General features: G+C 55.7%; 16 protein-coding genes and 1 tRNA gene. 13 read left to right on the top strand and 4 right to left on the bottom strand.

The features are described 5' to 3' along the window. Positions 1 to 67: 67 nt before the first annotated feature. Positions 68 to 430: a response regulator gene (locus NZ823_08650; protein ID MCS6805193.1), complete on the bottom strand. Its 363-nt coding sequence runs from the start codon at positions 428 to 430 to the stop codon at positions 68 to 70. 62 nt (positions 431 to 492) lie between these two features. On the opposite strand from NZ823_08650, the gene NZ823_08645 reads away from it, so the two are divergent. Further along, positions 493 to 906, top strand: coding sequence for a secondary thiamine-phosphate synthase enzyme YjbQ (locus NZ823_08645; GenBank protein MCS6805192.1), 414 nt, complete (start codon positions 493 to 495; stop codon positions 904 to 906). Positions 907 to 922: 16 nt separating this feature from the next. On the opposite strand, the gene NZ823_08640 is transcribed toward NZ823_08645, so the two are convergent. Both NZ823_08640 and NZ823_08635 read right to left on the bottom strand, forming a co-directional pair. Further along, entirely contained in the window at positions 923 to 1267 is a 345-nt protein-coding gene (locus NZ823_08640) for an STAS domain-containing protein (protein ID MCS6805191.1), read from the bottom strand. Between the two features lie 160 nt (positions 1268 to 1427). Beyond that, on the bottom strand, positions 1428 to 3632 hold the full coding sequence (locus NZ823_08635) for an oligopeptide transporter, OPT family (GenBank protein ID MCS6805190.1): 2205 nt from the start codon (positions 3630 to 3632) through the stop codon (positions 1428 to 1430). A 270-nt stretch (positions 3633 to 3902) separates the two neighbouring features. Between NZ823_08635 and NZ823_08630 the strand changes: the two genes are divergently transcribed. From NZ823_08630 to NZ823_08600, 7 genes are all read left to right on the top strand, one after another. Continuing rightward, entirely contained in the window at positions 3903 to 5237 is a 1335-nt protein-coding gene (locus NZ823_08630; GenBank protein MCS6805189.1) for an MFS transporter, read from the top strand. Positions 5238 to 5353: 116 nt separating this feature from the next. After that, positions 5354 to 6553 (top strand): ATP-dependent Clp protease ATP-binding subunit ClpX, encoded by a 1200-nt coding sequence (gene clpX / locus NZ823_08625; protein MCS6805188.1) that lies wholly within the window; start codon positions 5354 to 5356, stop codon positions 6551 to 6553. A 73-nt stretch (positions 6554 to 6626) separates the two neighbouring features. After that, positions 6627 to 7157, top strand: a complete 531-nt coding sequence (locus NZ823_08620) for a TlpA family protein disulfide reductase (GenBank protein MCS6805187.1) — start codon at positions 6627 to 6629, stop codon at positions 7155 to 7157. A gap of 6 nt (positions 7158 to 7163) precedes the next feature. Then, a complete protein-coding gene (locus tag NZ823_08615; GenBank protein MCS6805186.1) occupies positions 7164 to 7475 on the top strand; it encodes a hypothetical protein in 312 nt (103 codons plus the stop codon). 23 nt (positions 7476 to 7498) lie between these two features. After that, positions 7499 to 8914, top strand: coding sequence for an amidase (locus NZ823_08610; protein MCS6805185.1), 1416 nt, complete (start codon positions 7499 to 7501; stop codon positions 8912 to 8914). A gap of 80 nt (positions 8915 to 8994) precedes the next feature. Then, positions 8995 to 9071: transfer RNA gene (locus NZ823_08605), tRNA-His, on the top strand. Positions 9072 to 9362: 291 nt separating this feature from the next. Beyond that, complete coding sequence (locus NZ823_08600) at positions 9363 to 10442, top strand: hypothetical protein (GenBank protein MCS6805184.1); 1080 nt, start codon at positions 9363 to 9365, stop codon at positions 10440 to 10442. 93 nt (positions 10443 to 10535) lie between these two features. Here NZ823_08600 and nth read toward each other — a convergent pair whose 3' ends face one another. After that, positions 10536 to 11189, bottom strand: coding sequence for an endonuclease III (gene nth / locus NZ823_08595; protein MCS6805183.1), 654 nt, complete (start codon positions 11187 to 11189; stop codon positions 10536 to 10538). A gap of 123 nt (positions 11190 to 11312) precedes the next feature. On the opposite strand from nth, the gene rlmD reads away from it, so the two are divergent. From rlmD to NZ823_08570, 5 genes are all read left to right on the top strand, one after another. After that, on the top strand, positions 11313 to 12488 hold the full coding sequence (gene rlmD, locus NZ823_08590) for a 23S rRNA (uracil(1939)-C(5))-methyltransferase RlmD (protein ID MCS6805182.1): 1176 nt from the start codon (positions 11313 to 11315) through the stop codon (positions 12486 to 12488). 111 nt (positions 12489 to 12599) lie between these two features. Next, on the top strand, positions 12600 to 13445 hold the full coding sequence (locus NZ823_08585) for a CHRD domain-containing protein (GenBank protein ID MCS6805181.1): 846 nt from the start codon (positions 12600 to 12602) through the stop codon (positions 13443 to 13445). A gap of 121 nt (positions 13446 to 13566) precedes the next feature. Further along, positions 13567 to 14658 carry an NHL repeat-containing protein gene (locus tag NZ823_08580; protein ID MCS6805180.1) on the top strand — a complete coding sequence of 364 codons (1092 nt, stop codon included), beginning with the start codon at positions 13567 to 13569 and terminating at the stop codon, positions 14656 to 14658. Further along, entirely contained in the window at positions 14655 to 15341 is a 687-nt protein-coding gene (locus NZ823_08575; protein ID MCS6805179.1) for a sigma-70 family RNA polymerase sigma factor, read from the top strand. The genes NZ823_08580 and NZ823_08575 overlap by 4 nt, the downstream gene beginning before the upstream one ends. Then, entirely contained in the window at positions 15338 to 15985 is a 648-nt protein-coding gene (locus NZ823_08570; protein ID MCS6805178.1) for a cupin domain-containing protein, read from the top strand. The genes NZ823_08575 and NZ823_08570 overlap by 4 nt, the downstream gene beginning before the upstream one ends. Positions 15986 to 16741 lie beyond the last annotated feature (756 nt).

Genomic DNA, 16741 nt, shown 5'->3' with positions numbered 1-16741 from the left:
GTCAGCGGACGCCAACAACGATACCCCCTACAAGGGGCGTGGTCTTTAATTTGGCGTAAGGTTGAGCTCAGGCGAGCTGTGAGAGCAAAGCCGGAAGCATCTGTGAGAATGCTGACTTGGCCAATACCTGATCACAGCCGGCGTCTGTGGCCTGTTTGTACAGATCAACCTGGACGTGTGAATAGAAACCGATGATCTTGATGCCGGCCAGGTGAGCGTCGCTCTTAATCTGGCCAATGAGGTCAAGCGGCTGCAATCGCGCGTCGCTGAGGTCCAGGATCATCAATGCCGGAATTGCTTCTCGAACGTGGGCGAGAACCTCATCCGGTTGTTTGACAATCGTCAGCCGGATACCAAGCTGCTCGGCGACGCTGCGGATTTTACCAACAAAAAAGAGGTCATTGACAGCTACCAGGACTGAACGATTCATGGGCGCGAGTTCACCAAATCATGCACTTGCAATCTCTGATCAGCTTGGCTAGCATGCTGCTCATGGTCGTTGAAACAAAAGAATTCTCACTCAACACAAACGGGCGCGATGATATTCGCGACATCACGGACGAGGTAGCACGCATCCTTCAATCAAGTCGCATTACATCAGGAGTGGTAACAATTTTTGTGGCTCACGCCACAGCCGGCCTGACCACGATTGAGTATGAGTCGGGAGCTATCTCAGACTTCAAGCAAACGCTTCGGCGGCTCATACCCGAGGACCCTGCTTATGCCCATAATCGAATTGATGATAATGCGCACAGCCATTTGCGTGCTGCATTGATCGGCCCCTCGTTGTCCGTCCCATTTGTCAACAAAAAGTTGCTCCTGGGAACATGGCAACAGATTGTGTTGTGTGACTTTGACACCAGCGCGCGCCGGCGCCGGGTCATCTGTCAGATCATCGGCGAATGAGCGCCGCAGCGCCCGCTCAAGCCGACTGGAAACTCTGAATCGCCTCCTCTTCCGAGTCGTAGTGGTCGAAGACGGTGATGAGCTTGGTAATCGTGAGCAGGTCCTGAAGCCGTTTCGTTGGGTTGAGCAATTTCAATTTGCCACCGTCTCGGGCCACTGTAGTGTAGGAGCGCACCATCTCGCCAAGCCCGGCGCTATCCACGTAGGGCACATTGGCGAGGTTCAAGAGCAGCTTTTTATGACCTGCTTGCGTGAGCTGCTGAATCGTTTCGCGCAATTGCACATCGCCCTCACCCAATAGGATTTTTCCATCAATATCCAGGATGACAACGTCATCAACCATGCGTTGTTTGATTTCCATTGAGCTTTGATCCTCCCGTAGTGATAAACAGAGACAGGGACACTAGCACATGCACCACCTGTTTTCAAGGGAATCGCCTCTATGGTATTGCACGCCGCGAAGACGGAGAATGGAGCACAGACGGAACGCCTGTGCCCCCATTCTCAAGGGATGCACCTCGTTATTGCTGCTGGTGAGGCAGCGTATTGTCCAACGGTTTGCGAGCAAAGTGATAGAGCGATCCAGCCAGTAGCGCAAACATCACCACGGCGATCCATGAATGGTGCAAAAATCCCAACGGACCGCTCGGATCGAATTTGAGGAAATCCTTGCCGACGTAGCCTTGACTCTCCAGCAATTTCACAGCAATGCCCAACAGACCGACGATGCCACCGGCTGCGATCAAGCCGCTGGCATAGAGTGAGCCGGGACTGACTTCGCTCTCATGCTCGGCAGCCGCTTTGCCGGCCGCTCGCTCGACCAACCAACGCACTACGCCGCCACAGAAAATGGCCAACGTCGTTCCGATAGAGAGATACGCGCCGACGGCGAACGAGAGCGATCGAATGCCCAGCAGCTCGACAACAATCACCAGGAAGACGCCGAACAGGACCAAGCCCCAGGGCAATTTGCGCGTCAGAATGCCATTGATCACGGTGGCCATCAATCGAGCCTGCGGGGCGGCCGCTCGCTCGCTGCCGATGCCTTGAATCCACTGCACCTCGATTTGATTCGTCTGTTTGTTGTATAGGTATTTGCCATCGCCGATGACGGCCGATCCGACAGCGTTCAGCAGCATATAATCGGCTCCCTGCCGCGTTTCCTCGCCGGTGGCCGTTTTGACGGTGATCTGCGGGCGGTCTCCTTCATCGTTGAAATTGGTTTTTTGGATCGTGACACCGGCCGGAAGATTGTTGATGTCAATGGCCGGCAGGGAAACGGCGCGGAATTCCTCCAGACCTTTGTTCATGCCGATGAGCGTCAGCCCGATGACAAACACCGAAGCCGCCACGCCGATCATCAACGAATACTGCTGAGCGCGCGGCGTCGCCCCCACAAGAAAGCCGGTCTTCAAATCTTGCGACGTGTTGCCAGCGTTCGCTGCTGCGATGCATACCACGCCGCCAATGGTGATCGCCAGCGCGCCATACGCGCCGGCCGTCCAACCCATCGCTAAGAACATTGCTGACGTAGCCATCAGTGTGGCAATGGTCATCCCTGAGATTGGGTTGGCCGAGCTGCCGATAATCCCAACGATGCGCGACGAGACCGTCACAAAGAGGAAGCCGAACACGACGACGAAAATAGCTGCCACCAAATTCGCGAACACGCCCGTCTGCGCGCCGGGCACCGGTTTGAATGTGAGCATCGCCCACATCAGCACTAGCAAGAGGCCTGCGCCGCCCAGCGCCACCGTTAGCGGCAAGTCCTGATCGGTTCGTTGTGAGCCAGCCGGGCCGCCTCGCCCAATGTCTTTGGCGCCAGCGCGCAGCGCCGCCACAATCGTGGGAATCGTTCTGATCAGCGTAATCAGTCCTGCGGCGGCCACTGCGCCGGCGCCCATCGGCCGAATGTAGGCGCGCCAAAGATCGTCAGGCGTCATATCCTTGATCGGGATCGTGCCCGGATAGAGCGGGGTCGTCAGTGCTGAACCAAAGAATTTGATCGCCGGCATCAGCACCAGCCAGGAGAATACGCCGCCAGCAAAGATGATGCCGGCAATTTTCGGACCGATGATGTAACCCACACCCAGATACTCAGACGTGGCATCAGCGCGAACGGATGAACCCGGATACTTTTCCGGATTCCAGGTCGGTCGGCCTGGCCACGCCGAAAACATATTCTCGTTTTGGAACAGAGTGTACACGCCGCCCAGCCCCAATCCCCAGAACACGCGGCTGGCAAACGAGCCGCCGCGGTCGCCGGCGATCAGCACATCAGCGCAGGCCGTTCCTTCAGGATAGCGCAAATTGCCATGCTCCTTGACGATCAATTGCCGCCGCAGCGGAATCATGAAGAACACACCAAGCCATCCGCCAATCAATGCCAGCAGGAAAATACGCGAGTATTCCAAAGGAAAACCCAGGAAGATCAAAGCCGGCAGCGTGAAGATCACACCGGCAGCGACCGATTCGCCTGCTGAGCCTGTTGTTTGCACAATGTTGTTTTCCAAAATCGTACTCTTGCCCAGCGCGCGCAGGATGCTGATGGATAACACGGCGATGGGAATGGACGCAGAGACCGTTAAGCCAGCGCGCAGTCCAACGTAAACGGTGACAGCTCCAAACAAGATGCCGAACAGCGCGCCCAGAATGATAGCGCGTATGCTGAATTCGGCGACGCTTTGTTCCGCCGGAATGTACGGCTTGAATTGTTTCTCGCTCATGCTCTTCTCCTTCGTGACGCAGGCGCTGCGGCCACTCGACCGCTTCAGCGAGAGACCCGCCCACCTTATCTCAATGATCTGGTACTACTGGGAAGGCTCCATTGTTCTCAAACCCACCGGCGTTTGTAAAGTCCTAAAACGCTCTTCGGTTTTTTCCTTTGGCGAGCACAAATCTTCGCTTCTGGCTTGACCGCGCTCTGTATTCCAGCTAGAAATGAGGCTCTCGTCGCACGACGCTGGCAACATCCTTGCAAAGACAGGAACACGACTATGTCAGATCACACTGCTCACACCCTCCCGTCAGAGCATGCGTCGCCGCAGCCGCTGCTGCGTTGGATTGCGCTGATCGTAGTCAGCCTGACGATGTTTGGGAATTACTACATCTACGACGCCATCAACCCACTGGCTGACATTTTCATCAAGCAACTTGGCTTTAGCGATTCCGACATCGGTTGGCTCAATTCCAGTTATAGCGTCGCGGCTGTGCTGACATTGCTCATTGGCGGGATCATCATTGATCGCATCGGCACCAGGAAATCCATCGCCTTGTTTGCTGTGATTTGTTTGCTTGGCGCGCTGCTCACGGCGGCGCAGGGTAGTTTCCCCATGATGGTGGCTGGACGCACTGTGTTGGGTCTGGGCGCCGAATCGTTGATCGTGGCCGTCACCACGGCGTTGGCCAAATGGTTCAAGGGGAAGGAACTCAGCTTCGCATTTGGTGTGAATCTGACGATCGCTCGGTTAGGCTCAGTCGCGGCGGATAATTCACCCAACTGGGCACGCTCCGTTTTTTATCCGCATGGCACAGAGGCTGAGGCAAGCTGGCAGGGACCGCTGATGCTGGCGGTTGGCTTTGGGGTGATCTGTGTGCTGGCGGCCATCGGCTATTGGGTCCTGGAAGCCAGCGCACAACGACGGTACACGCTGGGCAAGGCTGGCGAAGTGGATCGGCTGGATGTTCGGCAGATATTCCGATTCAACACGTCATACTGGTTGATCGTAGGACTTTGCTTCACGTTCTACTCAGCCATCTTCCCGTTCCGCACATTCGCTGTCAAATTTTTCATGCATACACACTTTGGCGAGTTAGCCGAAGATCAAGCGCGGCAAGCCGCCGGATTCTTTAACAGTCTGATCCCGCTGTCGGCCATGGTGGCCACGCCGTTGTTCGGCCTGTTAGTTGACAAAGTGGGCAAGCGGGCCTTGTTCATGTTGGTGGGTTCATTATTGCTGATGCCGGTTTTTTGGTTGATGATGCAGACCACTCTCACCTTGTGGGTGCCGATTGCGATGTTGGGCATTGCCTTTTCACTGATCCCGGCGGTGCTGTGGCCGTCGGTGGCCTATATTGTTGATGAGAGCCGACTGGGCACGGGTTATGCGTTGATGACATTGATTCAGCAGATCGGTTTCTTTGCGCTCAATTTGCTGCTTGGCAAGGCCAACGATCTGTCGGGCGCCAGCGCCACCAATCCAGGCGGTTATGCCACCGGCATGTGGATATTATCGTGTCTTGGCGTGATGGGAGTTTTGTTCTCGTATTTGCTCCGCCGTCACGAGACAGGCCCGCAGGCGCATGGACTGGAGACGATCAGAGCGACCTAATACGGCTGGACGCGCGTTCTCGCACGCGACTCACCCGTAACGACGAAGGTTCTGTTTCTCGCAGAATCCTTGACCATCAGCCCATTCTTTGGTTAGATATTGACGCGGATTAGAGTATGGCGAGACGAAAACAGTATTGCTTCTTGTGCGGTCGAGTGGACGGCAGCGCGTATGTGAGCATCGGCCCTGACGCAGCCGTTTGTCTGCACTGCATTCGGGCGCTCAACACGATGGCCGATAACGTGGTGTCCAAAGAGCGGACCCGTGTTCAATTTGAATCGTTGCCGTTGCCCAAGCCCGCCGAGATAAAAGCATTTCTTGATCAATATGTCATCGGTCAGGAACATGCCAAACGCCGCGTGTCGTTGTCGGTCTATCAACATTATCGCCGATTAGAACAACTGGATCGTGGGTTGGCCGATGTGGAGTTGGAAAAAGCCAATATCTTAATGATCGGCCCGACCGGCACAGGCAAGACGCTCATTGCGCGCACGCTGGCTCGATTCTTGCGTGTGCCGTTTGCTATCGCCGATGCTACGACATTGACCGAAGCCGGCTATGTTGGCGAGGATGTGGAGAACGTCTTGGCACGGCTCGTTGTCGCCGCCGATGGTGATATTCAAGCAGCCGAACGTGGCATCATCTACATTGACGAAATTGACAAAATCGCCCGTCGTAGCGAGAGTCCTTCGATCACCCGCGATGTCTCCGGCGAAGGTGTTCAGCAGGCGCTGCTGAAGATCATTGAAGGCACACTGGCCACGCTGCCGCCGCTTGGCGGCCGGAAGCATCCGCAGGCCAATCAGGAACAGATTGACACAACCCATATCCTGTTCATCTGCGGCGGCGCGTTTGACGGATTGGATCGCATCATTCGCGACCGCGTCACCAAGCGCGGCGCTGTCGGGTTCACTTCCAAGCCGCCGACGAAGGATCGTCAGCCACAGGTACTGACAGAAGACCTGCTGCGCTACGGCTTGATCCCCGAACTGATTGGGCGGTTGCCGATCATCGTCAACCTCGACCCATTGGATGAGCAGGCCTTGGTGGACATTCTGGTCAAACCACGCAATTCACTCATCAAGCAGTTTCGTCGGTATTTTGAATTGGAAGGCGCAGAACTGACGGTCTCGGACGAAGCCTTACAGCACGTGGCCCGCGAGGCCATCAAGAAAAACATCGGCGCGCGCGGTTTGCGGGCTATCCTGGAGGGCATCTTTGAGCCGGTGCTCTTTGATCTGCCGGCGCGAGGCAGAGGCATGAAATATCATCTGGATGGAAACCTCAATCTCAAACCCATCGAGCGCGCGGCATGAACTTGGTGATGATGAGAGGCAGCCGGTTGAGCAGAACGCACATCTGATTCGTGTGACAAAAAGGTATTCAACGATGAATAAGTTCGTGTGCCGAATCATCTGCTTGTGGATTGGCGGTGTGGCGCTCGGCTTGTGGCCCATCGTTTCAATGGCGAGCATGAGCGCCGTCGCGCAAACCTCATCAGCTTCGTGGAAGCTACCGATGCTCGGCGGCGGACAGACGTCGCTTGCCGAGTTGCGCGGCTCGGTTGTGGCTCTTTCATTCGGCGCGACCTGGTGTCCTCCATGCCGCATGGAATTGCCTGCTTTGCAGGCGCTGGCTGACAAATATCAAGGCAAAAATGTCAAAGTCTTCTGGGTGAGCATTGATGATCGAAAAGTCTCGGATCAGCAACTGGCCGACTTTGCCCAGAAGCTCGGCTTGAAGGTTCCCATCCTGCGCGATGTGAATCAGGATGTGTTCAGTCAATTTGCTCAGTCTTCGATTCCGATGTTGGTCGTGCTCGACAGACAAGGCAACGTGGTGGGCAAACCCCATCTGGGATTCTCTGATAAAGCGACCTACTTGGAGAACATATCAGCTCTGATAGATTCAGTGTTGTGAAGCATCATGAAGAGATCGAAAAACTCCAACGCGCCAAGGCCATCCCGACGAGCGCTTGTCAAGAGTTTGATCGCCGTTCCATTGATGCCCGCTGTTTCGATTGAGGCGGCGCAACAACAGCCCTCCTCATCTGAGCCAGCGCCAGTGGTGCGCGCTCTGCTGGACATCGTTCGGGAGCGGTATGGAAAATACCTCACGTCCGATCAACTGGACGAAGTTCGCAAGGATTTAGAAAACGTGGTCAACACGGGCGAACGAGTGCGCGCACGCAAGTTGAATAATAGCGATGAGCCTGATTTTATCTTTCGCGCTCTCTGATCACGGATTGGCAGAGGGAATACATGCTCTCAGAGGATGTTCTTTTTTTATCCGTTCGTGAGTTAGGGCAATTGCTACGTCGGCGCCAGATTTCTCCGGTTGAGCTAGCAAAATCCTACCTGGGTCGGCTTGAGCAGCTTGGCCCCAAACTGGGGGCTGTCGTGACGATCACCGAAGAGTTGGCCATGCAACAGGCGCGCGCTGCCGAGCGCGAAATCGTGCGTGGTCGCTATCGCGGTCCCCTTCACGGCATTCCGTATGGCGCAAAAGATTTGCTGGCCACCAGAGGCATCCCGACGACCTGGGGCGCTGCGCCGTTCCGCCAGCAGGTGTTTGATTACGATGCGACGGTGATCACGCGCTTGCGAGAAGCCGGCGCTGTGTTGGTTGCCAAGCTCGCGATGGTTGAATTAGCCGGCGGCATGGGGTACAACAACGCCGATGCGTCATTCACCGGACCGGGGCGCACGCCGTGGAATCTAGACTACTGGAGTGGCGGCTCATCGAGTGGATCGGGCGCAGCCGTGGCGGCTGGTTTGGTCGCGTTTGCCATCGGGTCGGAAACATCTGGTTCGATCCTGACGCCCGCGGCCTTTTGTGGCATCAGCGGCTTGCGGCCCACGTATGGCTTGGTCAGCCGACATGGCGCGATGGCGTTAGCATGGACGCTGGATAAGCTCGGCCCGATGTGCCGCACCGCCGATGACTGCGGCCTGGTGCTGGCCGCCATCGCCGGCTATGATCCTCGCGATCCATCGTCAGTCAAACGCCAGTTTCATTACTCGGTCAATGCGGCGCCGCGCCCGTCTGCCAAGCCTTTCAAACTGGGCGTCATCAAAGGCGTGACTGACAGAGTTCAGCCCGAAGTCGCCAAAAATTTTGAAGAAGCTCTTCGGGTTCTCGAGCAATTTTCTATCATAGAGCGCGACGTTGAGCTGCCGGATTTCCCCTATGGCCCGATTGTCAGCACCATCGTGGATGCCGAAGGCAGCAGCGCCTTTCTCGACCTGATTGAGAGTGGCGGACTCCAACAACTCCAATGTAAGCGAGATCGCATTGGCGGATATGCTGGGATGATGGTGTTAGCCGTAGACTATCTACAAGCGATGCGGTTGCGCGGGCCATTGCGACGCGCGTTGCATGAGCGGCTCAGTCAATTCGACGCGCTCGTTGCGCCCACGCGGTCCACCGTGGCCTATCCCATCGGTGTTGATTTTGACAAAGCGTATCCCGGCGTCGGCGGCGGTCCAGCCGTGATTCCAGCCGGCAATGCGGCCGGCGTGCCAGCCCTGACTGTTCCCAACGGTTTCGGTCAGGCCGGATTACCGACAGCAATTCAATTCATGAGCGCGGCGTTCACCGAAAGGAAATTGCTACAAATCGCCAATGCATATCAGGCTCAGACAGATTGGCATCGGCGCCGACCGACGGGGATTTGATCGCTCGCTGGTTTGCTGACAGTCTCGTCGGTTCTCTTGTGGAAGCGAACCTGCCTCGTTACAATATGCGGCGATTCGGTGCTGGCTTAGCTCAGTTGGTCAGAGCGCCTGACTGTGGATCAGGAGGTCCCCGGTTCAAGTCCGGGAGCCAGTACCAGCATGGTCGAACAACCACGTCGAACTGCCATCATGCTGGCTTTCCAGTCCGTTTTAGGCAGGGCTGTTCGTCCCTCAAGATTGCACGTGGGCCGACGCGCTGCAATCTACCACAACCATAAAACTGCTCGCATGGCAGCCCTGGTGTTGATTGATCGAATCATGAGAAATCGCGTTCTGAATCAAAGCGTCCCACTCCACGGAGAGGGGACTGGAGGGAACATGCACAAAATCGGAATGAAGCTCCTGCTACGGCTTCCGTCCGGTCTTTCGTAGTGAGGCAAGAGGGAACATGCACAAAATCGGAATGAAGCTCCTGCTACTATCGGTCCTGATGGTTTTATCATTTGGCCGTGCCGTAGAACCTGCATTCTTCGCGCCGGCCCAGGATGTATCGCTCGCTGATGACGCTTACCATTACCGAGAATTCGCTGATGGGAAACACGACAATCGTTATATCGAGTGGTGGTATTTTAACTTCTACGACACGATACAAGACCTGCAAGGCATCTTCGCCTATTTCGTCGCGAATCCGGAAAAGCGGCCGGGGCCGAGCCTCGTGCAGGTTGTTGGCGTGGTCTATACATCACAAGGGGTTGTCAGCAAAGTTGACATATATCGGCCTGAGCAGTTTACGGCGTCGTATGAGAAGGCCGATGTGCAAATCGAGGCGAACACGATTCGCGTGATTGATGGCGGTTCATATCGCATCGTTGGGGCCAGCCGCGACGCTCGGCTCAAATGGGACCTGCTTTACATCTCGCAGAGTGCCCCCTGGTATGCAGCCAATCGAATGAACGTTGGGCGGTTTCCGTGGGAACAGATGAGCTGGCTTATTTACATGCCTCGGGCCGACGTCACCGGTCAGATTGAACTGGATGGTCAGGTGTATCAAATTCGCGCTCCTGGCTACCACGACCATAATTGGGGAGAGTGGAACTTCACCAATGCTTTGTGGAACTGGGCACAATATTCTGAGCCGGGGTTGGCGCTTGAGATTGGCGATTTCATCGGCCAGCCGGTTGGCGTTGCCAGCGTTGACGTGCAAGGCCAGAGGAACATCTTCACAAAAAAGGAGTATGAACTGACTCACACTCGTTGGGCGTATGATGCGATCAATCGCAAGCAATATCCTATCGAGACGACATTTCGAGCAGAAAATGAGGCCATCCGTGTGGCGCTGACGATACGGGCGATCAACACTCATCCGCTTCGAGGGCGACTGCCGTTCCCGCTGCCTGAGCCGATCATCTACGAGCAGACAGCTCAATACACAGGTCAGCTCTGGCAGAAGAATGCGTCCGGTCAGTGGCAGCCGTTGATGTCGTTCAGTGGAAACGGCTTCAAAGAATATACTGCGAAGGCACGTTAGCAATGCAGTCATCGCCATCCATCATGCGTGCAGTTAGGTTGAATCAACACGCGCAAGCATGAGTCAAGAGCTGTTGACGAAGCACTCGTCTTCTCACCCAAGAAACTGTTCTCGTGATGGGCAAATATCGGCCAGGACGCATTCTGCGCAAAGCGGCTTGCGGGCTTTGCAGACTCGCCGACCGTGCTCGATTAAGCGATGCGCAAAATCAATCCATTCGTCCTGGGGCAGAATCTGCATCAGGTCTTGTTCAATCTTATCCCGGTCGTTCTGTCGCGTCAGCCCAAGCCGTTGCGCCAGCCGCGCCACATGCGTATCCACCACGACGCCCGTTGGAATGCCAAAGGCGGTGCCCAAGACGACATTGGCTGTCTTCCGCGCGACGCCTGGGAGCGTCAGCAGCTCGTCCATCGTGCGCGGCACTTGGCCGCCGAATTCCTCCACAATGCGTTGCGTCGCCGCTTTGATGCTTTTCGCTTTGTTGCGATAGAAGCCCGTCGAATGGATGTCACGCTCAAGCTCCGTGAGCGGCGCATTGGCATAGTCTGCGGCTGTTCGATATTTCTTGAACAGCGTCGCTGTGACCTGATTGACGCGCTCGTCCGTGCATTGTGCCGACAAGATAGTCGCAATCAGCAGTTCAAGCGGATTGGAAAAATTCAATGCGCATCGCGCATCCGGGTAAGCCTTCTGCAATCGCGTGAGCAGCGTGCGAATCCGGCGATCCGTTTGTTTCTTTTCAGTCATCGTTCCTCTCCTTACAAAGCTTCAGGTTTTACAACGAACTCGGTTGTTTGGCAACGACGTCCACCGACGGACAAGCATTTGTTTTCATGCTAGACTTTCCGGCTTTCAATGCGGAGCAAAACCATGTCATTGGCTGGTCAACAGGACAGTCCATTGATAATTGAAGAAGCAGAACAGGCCGTCGCGCCGTGGCATGCTCTCCCTTATGACGAGCAATTGCTACGAAAGAGCCAGATGGCGCGGCAGACGCTAGGCCAGGCTTATGGACCGCTCATCCGGGCGATTGTGCCGAGTCCGCGTATCGTCGGCCATCGAAACAAAATGGAATTCTCCTTCGGGTACGACGCCCAGGATCGTCCGGCGCTTGGTTTCCATCGGCGGGGGAAATTCTGGCAGGTGGCTGATCTGAACCGCAGCGCGTTTCTTTCTGAGACAGCCAATCACGTTTATACGATGATCAAACAATGGGCATTTGCGACCAAGTTACCCTGTTACCGCCAGCGCAATCATCAGGGCTTCTTTCGTCATCTGGTGCTCCGGGAAGGGAAGCGCACCGGTGAGATTCTTGTCTGTCTGGTTGTGAACCCGATCGGGTTTCAAGAGGCATTGGCCCGCGTCAGGGCAGAGCTCATCGCCATGACCGAATCGGAACCGGCTGTCACGTCGCTCTGGCTTGCTTCGCGGCAATCGGTTGGCGACGCCGCGCTAGGTGAACAGTATGAATTATTGCGAGGACGCCCTACCATCCGTGAACAAATTCTCGAACTCTTCTTTCATGTATCACCCACATCGTTTCTGCAAGTGAACACGTTTGGCGCTGAGCGGCTCTACCAGTGCGTCCGCGAGCTGGCTGCGAGCTTCGCTCACCGCCGAGTGTTGATTGATTTGTTTTGTGGCAGTGGCGGGATTGGATTGGCGCTGAGCCACCTGTTTTCCAGCGTCGTGGGTGTGGACTTCGACGCGGAGTCAATCCGTATGGCCGGCGAGAATGCCGCGGCCAATCATATCCGGAATGCCGTCTTCCGATGCGCCAAAGCCAAACAATTGCGCGAGTGGGTCGGGGAATCCGTTGATGCGCTTGTGGTGGACCCACCGCGAGCCGGGCTTTCGCCCAAAGTGGCGCGACAGATCAATCAGCTTGCCCCGCAGCGGGTCATTTACATTTCTTGTAATCCGGCGAGCTTTCGCGACGATATGCAAACATTACAATTGCGGTATGACGTTTTGCAGATCACCCCGATTGATTTGTTTCCTCACACGCCGCATCTGGAATTGGTCGCCTTACTGGAACGCCGATGAGTTGCTTGTAAAAATTGTAGGAAATCGTCTCATTGGTTGACGGTTCAACCACGCATGTGAATAATAGCCGCCAGCGATCAACGCTAATACTTTGTAAGGAGGAGTCGAACTATGAGGATGAAGCTTGCTGTTTTGGTGGCAGGCGTCGTTTCGTTTTTCGCATTTCATTCCACTGCTGATGCTCAAACGGTGTTTACTGCCCGTTTGAACAAAGCCCAAGAAATTCCCGCTCCGACGGGTGACAACGTAGCCACAGGCACGGCCACGATGAAGCTCACGGAGAACCCTGATGGCAGCGCTCTACTGGCCTACAGTATCACGGTGACCGGATTGAGTGGACCGATACGTGCCGCCCATTTTCACCAAGCAGAAGCGGGTCGGACAGGGCCAGTTGTTAAGGACCTCAATTTCACCGGAGGCACGGCGATTGGCACGTGGAGCAGTTCAGACACGACACAACCATTGACGCCGGCGCTGCTGGCAGCACTCAAGGCAGGAGACTTGTACATTAACATTCACACAGCGTTGAATCCGCCAGGCGAAATTCGCGGTCAAGTCTACCCGACTCGGAGCTTCAAGGCTGAGCTGAATGTGGCTCAGGAAGTGCCACCGCCGACCGTCACGGGAACACCAAGCGGCACCGCAGCCATGACGCTGCGGACGGCGGCCAATGGCGGCGTTGAACTCTTGTTCGAGATCACTGTTGATGGACTGAGTGGTCCGATTGCGGCTGCCCATTTCCATCGCGGAGCCGTTGGTGCTACAGGTCCAGTGGTGAGAGATATTGGCTCCGAATTCGTTGGCGGAACGGCTTCCGGTGTCTGGCGCAGTACGGTTCAAACTCAGCCGTTAACGCCAACACTGCTGAAGGCTCTATTGGCCGGCGAGCTCTATTTGAATATCCATACAGCGCTGAATCCGCCGGGCGAAATTCGCGGTCAGGTGGTTCCTGAATAACAATCGGCCTCCCTCTTCTTATGGAGTCGTGCACATAGCTCATGACAGGTGGATGCAGTTTTTGTCCACCTGCCATGCTTCAAGACAGTGTTATATGACAATGTGGCTTATGAAATGGCTCATGCGTGCAGTGAATTGGTGGATGTGGCGATTAACGGCGATGATGTGCTGCGTGGGCGCGGGTGTGTCGGCATGGTCGGCGCAGGAATTGATCATTCAGACTGTGGCCGGAACCGGTATCCCCGGATTTAATGGCGATGGTCAGCCAGCCGTGCAGGCGCACTTAAATGCTCCCGCCGCCGTGGCTATTGATGCGCAGGGGAATATCTATATCGCCGATGTGCGCAACCATCGCATTCGTCGCGTTGATACCAACGGCATCATCACAACGGTGGCTGGAACAGGTCGGCCGGGCTATAGCGGTGATGGTGGCTTGGCAACCAATGCCCAGTTGAATCAGCCGCTTGGTATAGCACTAGACTCGAAGGGCAACCTGTTTATCGCCGATACGCTCAATGGCCGCATCCGCATGGTTGATGCAGCCGGCATTGTCACAACGGTTGCTGGAAATGGCAGCGAAGAATTTGGCGGAGATAATGGTCCAGCAACAGAAGCCATGTTCGCGCGCCCGGTTGGTCTAGCCGTTGATACCAGGGGTCATGTTTATGTGGCCGATGTGTTCAACAATCGAATCCGTAAGTTTACCGTCGGAGGAAAAATATCAACCGTGGCCGGTGATGGAATCGGCGGCTACAGCGGCGATGGCGGTCCAGCCGTCATGGCACAATTGAATCGGCCTCGCGACGTCGCTCTTGATAAACACGGCAACCTCTATATTGCCGACATGGATAACCATCGCATCAGACGGGTCGGCCCTGATGGCGTGATCGTAACCGTCGCCGGAGATGGCGAGGAAGGGTATAACGGCGATGGACTTTTAGCAGTCGAAGCGAAGCTCCGATTCCCACGCGCCGTGGATGTTGATCAAGTGGGCCGCATTCTCATCGCTGACCTAGGCAACCATCGCATCAGGCGGGTTGAGTTGGACGGGCGCATCCAGACAGTCGTTGGAAATGGGCAAGATGGTTTTAGCGGCGATGGCGGTCCGGCCACTGAGGCGAGTATCAGAGGACCACGCGATGTCGCTGCTGGCCGCGGCGGACTCCTGCTGATTGCCGACTTGGACAATCATCGGATTCGTATGGCGCGGTGAGCGTTTTTGTCTCTTTGATTCCTGAAGAAATCCAATTGGCCAAGTTGCGACGTATTTTGCTGGGGTTGGAGCGATGGATAATGGAGGCTGTGGGACAAGTGGTTGAGCGTGGCGTTCAGGAGCAGCTATGGACGTTACAGATTCGCCAGATCGCAGCAGGGGATCAGGTGGCGCTCGGTCAACTCTATGATGGAACGAGCCGCTTCGTGTATGGTTTGGCCTTACGAATTTTGGGTGATCCAGGAGAAGCAGAAGAAGTGACCTTGGATGTCTACGAACAAGTCTGGCGGCAAGCCGGTGATTATAGCCTTCAACGGGGAACCCCTTTGGTCTGGTTGACCATGTTGACTCGTAGCCGCGCGATTGATCGTCTTCGTGTGGCCAAACGCCAACGCCATCGTGAAGAATCCTTAGACGAGGCGCATTATTTCACCTCCACGTTGGCCAGCCCTGAAGAGGATGCTCTGACCGTAGAGCGACGCCAGCTTGTGCAAGAAGCCTTGCGCAGCTTGAATCCTGATCAGCGCCAGGCGGTTGAGCTGGCCTATTTTCATGGCATGTCGCACGCGGAGATTGCCCAGTATCTGGGAGAGCCACTGGGAACTGTGAAGACGCGCATCCGGTCGGGCATGATGAAGCTGCGGGAATGGCTTCTTCCATTACAAGAAGGACTTCAGGCATGAACGGTGATCGTGCACAACATGAGATTCATCAGCTCGCGGCGGCTTACGCCTTGGGTGCTCTCAATGAAGCCGAACGTCGCGCGTTTGAAACCCATCTGGAGGCCGGATGTGGCCAATGCCAGTCGGAGCTTGAACGATTGAACCAGTTGGTCGGTGAGCTTGGACTGGCCGCTCCGCCGGTGCAACCACCGGCCCATCTGCGAGATCGTCTCATGCAACGGATTGAGCAGCGTCAGACAAAAAGTTGGAGATCGAGCGGGCGGCAAATTTGGAAGGAATGGAAAGCTTCCCCTCCGACGCCGACCGGCCGGTGGGAAGTTCGGGCCAACGAAGGCCGGTGGCTGGAGACCGGCTATCCCGGCGTCTTTGCCAAAAACTTATTCGTGGACGAAAAGAGACAGGCAGTGACCATGCTCATCCAAATGGCTCCCGGCGCTCGTTACCCGGCTCACCGGCATGATGACACAGAGATTTGCTATGTGATTCAGGGCGATGTTCATTTCGGGGAACGAGCATATCAAGCAGGCGACTACATCCACAATATGCCCGATAGCATAGATGAAGAAGTGTGGACGACCAATGGATGTTTGCTCTTCATTATCTCATCGCAAAACGATCAGCTCTTAGACGGCCTCAGCTCTTAGCATGCAGCCTTCGCGCCATCGCTGCCAGCCCCTCGTAACCCAGGCAGTCACTCCTCACAAAAAGTGGCACAGGCATTCCTGCCTGTGGTGTATTTCATCGTTTCTGGGCGTCGTCCCGGACGACATAAACAACTCCTCTAAAAATAACCATTTTCATTCTTCGTGGCGTGCTGTTGCATTAGAGCGATTCCTGACTTTTTGGAGTGCGCCGGCAGAGCGAAGCGGCGACGGCGCTTTCTGTCCTGACACTGCGCACCGGGCCAAAGCGGCGTCGCGCCCTGCGGGCTTGCCGCCGCACTCCAAAACGCATGCTCTGCAAATAACCTTTTTCATGGTTCGTGGCGAGCGCGGAGCACATGGACGATTCCTGACTCTTTGGAGTGCGCCGGCAGAGCGAAGCGGCGACGGCGCTTTCTCCTGGAAATCGCCCACGAAACACACGAAGCTCACGAAAGAATTGATTTTCATCGTTCGTGGCGAGCGCGGAGCACATGGGCGACTCTTGGGAAAACTATTTCCTCACAGAGACACTAAGAACACAGAGGCGGGCCAACTGAGCCTCTCCGTGTCTCCGTCGTGAGTCCTTCGCATGATTCGTGGCGAGCCTCGGCTCATCGGGGAAACTCTGCTGACTTGCAAATCCCCGACCTGATGGCATCTGATGTGTGCTCGTTCTTCAGCGTTTTTCTTGACAGTCGGCGCACATATCCGTAAAATCCAGCCGAACCTCTCAAGATACTGCGAGTACCGGTCTTG

The organism is Blastocatellia bacterium (assembly GCA_025054955.1).
Lineage (GTDB): Bacteria > Acidobacteriota > Blastocatellia > HR10 > J050 > JANWZE01.
Note: the sequence above shows the minus strand (reverse complement) of the source record. Positions and strands in the feature narration are given on the sequence as shown.